Below are 5,044 nucleotides of genomic sequence, written 5' to 3' on the forward strand. Positions count from 1 at the left end.
AAAACAGCCTCGTTTAGAAGCAATTCTATAACAAAGAAGTCAAACCCGCAAGGGGGAGACGAAAAAAAGTCAAAGAATCAAACGATTCATCATGGAGAGTTTGATCCTGGCTCAGGATGAACGCTGGCGGCGTGCCTAACACATGCAAGTCGAACGGGAATCTTCGGATTCTAGTGGCGGACGGGTGAGTAACGCGTAAGAATCTAACTTCAGGACGGGGACAACAGTGGGAAACGACTGCTAATACCCGATGTGCCGCAAGGTGAAACCTAATTGGCCTGGAGAAGAGCTTGCGTCTGATTAGCTAGTTGGTGGGGTAAAGGCCTACCAAGGCGACGATCAGTAGCTGGTCTGAGAGGATGAGCAGCCACACTGGGACTGAGACACGGCCCAGACTCCTACGGGAGGCAGCAGTGGGGAATTTTCCGCAATGGGCGAAAGCCTGACGGAGCAACGCCGCGTGAGGGAGGAAGGTCTTTGGATTGTAAACCTCTTTTCTCAAGGAAGAAGTTCTGACGGTACTTGAGGAATCAGCCTCGGCTAACTCCGTGCCAGCAGCCGCGGTAATACGGGGGAGGCAAGCGTTATCCGGAATTATTGGGCGTAAAGCGTCCGCAGGTGGTCAGCCAAGTCTGCCGTCAAATCAGGTTGCTTAACGACCTAAAGGCGGTGGAAACTGGCAGACTAGAGAGCAGTAGGGGTAGCAGGAATTCCCAGTGTAGCGGTGAAATGCGTAGAGATTGGGAAGAACATCGGTGGCGAAAGCGTGCTACTGGGCTGTATCTGACACTCAGGGACGAAAGCTAGGGGAGCGAAAGGGATTAGATACCCCTGTAGTCCTAGCCGTAAACGATGGATACTAGGCGTGGCTTGTATCGACCCGAGCCGTGCCGAAGCTAACGCGTTAAGTATCCCGCCTGGGGAGTACGCACGCAAGTGTGAAACTCAAAGGAATTGACGGGGGCCCGCACAAGCGGTGGAGTATGTGGTTTAATTCGATGCAACGCGAAGAACCTTACCAAGACTTGACATGTCGCGAACCCTGGTGAAAGCTGGGGGTGCCTTCGGGAGCGCGAACACAGGTGGTGCATGGCTGTCGTCAGCTCGTGTCGTGAGATGTTGGGTTAAGTCCCGCAACGAGCGCAACCCTCGTTCTTAGTTGCCAGCATTAAGTTGGGGACTCTAAGGAGACTGCCGGTGACAAACCGGAGGAAGGTGGGGATGACGTCAAGTCAGCATGCCCCTTACGTCTTGGGCGACACACGTACTACAATGGTCGGGACAAAGGGCAGCGAACTCGCGAGAGCCAGCGAATCCCAGCAAACCCGGCCTCAGTTCAGATTGCAGGCTGCAACTCGCCTGCATGAAGGAGGAATCGCTAGTAATCGCCGGTCAGCATACGGCGGTGAATTCGTTCCCGGGCCTTGTACACACCGCCCGTCACACCATGGAAGCTGGTCACGCCCGAAGTCATTACCTCAACCGCAAGGAGGGGGATGCCTAAGGCAGGGCTAGTGACTGGGGTGAAGTCGTAACAAGGTAGCCGTACCGGAAGGTGTGGCTGGATCACCTCCTTAAAGGGAGACCTAATTCGGGTATAAGACGAAAAAATAGTAGTCGAAACCAAGAATCAATCCCAAAAGGTCGGAACGAGGTATGTGGCTTTCAAACTAGGTTCTGGGTTCATAAAAGACCTGAATCAGGAACAAGGGCTATTAGCTCAGGTGGTTAGAGCGCACCCCTGATAAGGGTGAGGTCCCTGGTTCGAGTCCAGGATGGCCCACCTGCACAGGTGGCAAAAACAAAGAAAAGAAGCGAGGAATCAGCACCTTATCTTACCTATATAGTAAGAGAGAATGCTGGCTCTGAGTACAGAGTCCAGAGGAACCTTGAAAACTGCATAGAGCTAGGTGAAAAAGCCAAAAAAGAAGACCGCAAGGTCAAGCTAATAAGGGCTAACGGTGGATACCTAGGCACACGGAAGCGAAGAAGGACGTAGTTACCGACGAAACGCTTCGGGGAGCGGGAAGCAAGCATTGATCCGAAGATATCCGAATGGGGCAACCCTAAACACGACCACCTGAATCCATAGGGTGGAGCGAGCCAACCTGGTGAACTGAAACATCTTAGTAGCCAGAGGAAAAGAAAGCAACAGCGATTCCCCCAGTAGCGGCGAGCGAAAAGGGAACAGCCTAAACCAAGTTCTTCGGAACTTGGGGTCGTGGGACAGTAACAAAAGACTGGGAAATTTAGACGAAGCGGCTGAAAACCGCACCAGAGAAGGTGAAAGTCCTGTAGTCGAAAAAGGAACCAGCTTAACTGCATCCCGAGTAGCATGGGGCACGTGAAATCCCGTGTGAATCTGCCTCGACCACGAGGTAAGGCTAAATATTCCCGTGTGACCGATAGAGAAACAGTACCGCGAGGGAAAGGTGAAAAGAACCCCGGAAGGGGAGTGAAATAGAACATGAAACCGTTAGCCTACAAGCAATGGGAGGACGATTGAACGTCTGACCGTGTGCCTGTTGAAGAATGAGCCGGCGACTTACAGGTTATGGCAGGTGAAGGGGGAAGACCCCACAGCCCCAGCGAAAGCGAGTCTGAAGAGGGCGAAGCGTCATAATTTGTAGACCCGAACCCGGGTGATCTAACCATGGCCAGGATGAAGCTTGGGTAAAACCAAGTGGAGGTCCGAACCGACTAATGTTGAAAAATTAGCGGATGAGCTGTGGTTAGGGGTGAAATGCCAATCGAACTCGGAGCTAGCTGGTTCTCCCCGAAATGTGTTGAGGCGCAGCGGTAGTGGAAGTTTAGTCGGGGTAAAGCACTGTTTCGCCGCGGGCTGGGAGACCGGTACCAAGGCGAGGCAAACTCTGAATACGGCTAAAAAAACTACCAGTGAGACGGTGGGGGATAAGCTTCATCGTCAAGAGGGAAACAGCCCAGACCACCAGCTAAGGTCCCCAAATGATAACTAAGTGAGAAAGGAGGTGGGAGTGCATTGACAACCAGGAGGTTTGCCTAGAAGCAGCAATCCTTAAAAGAGTGCGTAATAGCTCACTGGTCAAGCGCTCCTGCGCCGAAAATGAACGGGGCTAAGTTATCTACCGAAGCTGTGGACAGTGAGCGTAGGCGAACTGTGGTAGGGGAGCGTTCTATAGGGGGTGAAGCAGTAGCGGCAAGCAGCTGTGGACTCTATAGAAGTGAGAATGTCGGCTTAAGTAGCGAAAATGTGGGTGAGAATCCCACACCCCGAAACCCCAAGGTTTCCTCCGCAAGGCTCGTCCGCGGAGGGTCAGTCAGGACCTAAGGCGAGGCTGAAAAGCGTAGTCGATGGACAACGGGTTAACATTCCCGTACCGATTAATGATTGTGCCGGAGAACGGAGAAGGTCAACGTCAGCTGGATGTTGGTTACCAGTGCAAGCAGTCGAGGCGATGAGAGGTGGAGAAAACACCAGGAGCTAAGACGCGAGTCCCACCTCCCACGGGAGGGAAGTGGCGTTGATCAAGCTTCCTAGAAAAGCCCGAACCACGTTAATCATTAATTGCCTGTACCCGAAACCGACACAGGTGGGGAAGTAGAGAATACTAAGGGGCGCGAGATAACTCTCTCTAAGGAACTCGGCAAAATGACCCCGTAACTTCGGGAGAAGGGGTACCCTCGCAAGAGGGTCGCAGTGAATAGGCCCAGGCGACTGTTTACCAAAAACACAGGTCTCCGCCAAGTCGTAAGACGCAGTATGGGGGCTGACGCCTGCCCAGTGCCGGAAGGTTAAGGAAGTTGGTCAGGAGTAATCTGAAGCTGACGACCGAAGCCCCGGTGAACGGCGGCCGTAACTATAACGGTCCTAAGGTAGCGAAATTCCTTGTCGGGTAAGTTCCGACCCGCACGAAAGGCGTAACGATCTGGGCACTGTCTCGGAGAGAGACTCGGCGAAATAGGATTGTCTGTGAAGATACGGACTACCTGCACCTGGACAGAAAGACCCTATGAAGCTTTACTGTAGCCTGGAATTGGCTTCGGGCTTCGCTTGCGCAGGATAGGTGGGAAGCGTTGAAACTCTCCTCGTGGGGAGGGTGGAGCTAACGGTGAGATACCACTCTGGCGAGGCTAGAATTCTAACCCTGACCCCTAATCGGGGCGGGAGACAGTTTCAGGTGGGCAGTTTGACTGGGGCGGTCGCCTCCTAAAAGGTAACGGAGGCGCGCAAAGGTTCCCTCGGTCCCGTTGGAAATGGGACGATAGAGTGCAAAAGCAGAAGGGAGCTTGACTGTGAGACCCACAAGTCGAACAGGGACGAAAGTCGGCTTTAGTGATCCGACGGCACCGCGTGGAAGGGCCGTCGCTCAACGGATAAAAGTTACTCTAGGGATAACAGGCTGATCTCCCCCAAGAGTTCACATCGACGGGGAGGTTTGGCACCTCGATGTCGGCTCATCGCAACCTGGGGCTGAAGTCGGTCCCAAGGGTTGGGCTGTTCGCCCATTAAAGCGGTACGTGAGCTGGGTTCAGAACGTCGTGAGACAGTTCGGTCCATATCCGGTGTAGGCGTAAGAGCATTGCGAGGAGCCTTCCTTAGTACGAGAGGACCGGGAAGGACGCACCGCTGGTGTACCTGTTATCGTGCCAACGGTAAACGCAGGGTAGCCATGTGCGGAGCGGATAACCGCTGAAAGCATCTAAGTGGGAAGCCCACCTCCAGATGATTGCTCTCATGGCATTAAGCCAGTAAGGTCTCGGGTAGACTACCCGTTGATAGGCTCTAGATGGAAGCTCGGTAACGAGTGCAGTCGAGGAGTACTAACCGACCGAGGGCTTGACCTGATTCTTCTTTCACCACTTTTTTCCTAGCTTTTGCAGTCTTGAGGGTTCTACCCTTCCTGGTGTCTTTAACGTGATGGCACCACTCCGATTCCATCCCGAACTCGGTTGTGAAACTTCACCGTGGCCAAGATACTTGTCGGGTTGCCGACCGGGACAATAGCTCGATGCCAGGATTATTCTTTCCTACCCCTCAATCTCACCAGATTGGGGGGTTTGG

The 5,044-nt window shown here is 53.4% G+C and carries 1 tRNA gene and 3 rRNA genes; all 4 read left to right on the top strand.

What is annotated here, in order from left to right:
• Positions 1–88 precede the first annotated feature (88 nt).
• The 4 genes from O9334_RS14265 to rrf all read left to right on the top strand — a co-directional run bounded on the left by O9334_RS14265 (position 89) and on the right by rrf (position 5,000).
• Positions 89–1,577: ribosomal RNA gene (locus O9334_RS14265) — 16S ribosomal RNA — on the top strand.
• Positions 1,578–1,709: 132 nt separating this feature from the next.
• Positions 1,710–1,783 (top strand) — tRNA-Ile (locus O9334_RS14270).
• Between the two features lie 155 nt (positions 1,784–1,938).
• A 23S ribosomal RNA gene (locus O9334_RS14275) occupies positions 1,939–4,827 on the top strand.
• A gap of 55 nt (positions 4,828–4,882) precedes the next feature.
• A 5S ribosomal RNA gene (rrf, locus tag O9334_RS14280) occupies positions 4,883–5,000 on the top strand.
• Together the 16S, 23S and 5S rRNA genes with 1 tRNA gene alongside form the textbook arrangement of a ribosomal RNA operon.
• The last annotated feature ends 44 nt before the right edge of the window (positions 5,001–5,044 follow it).

The sequence above is a fragment of the Microcystis sp. LE19-8.1F genome (genome assembly GCF_027531715.1).
Classification (GTDB): Bacteria; Cyanobacteriota; Cyanobacteriia; order Cyanobacteriales; family Microcystaceae; genus Microcystis; species Microcystis wesenbergii_A.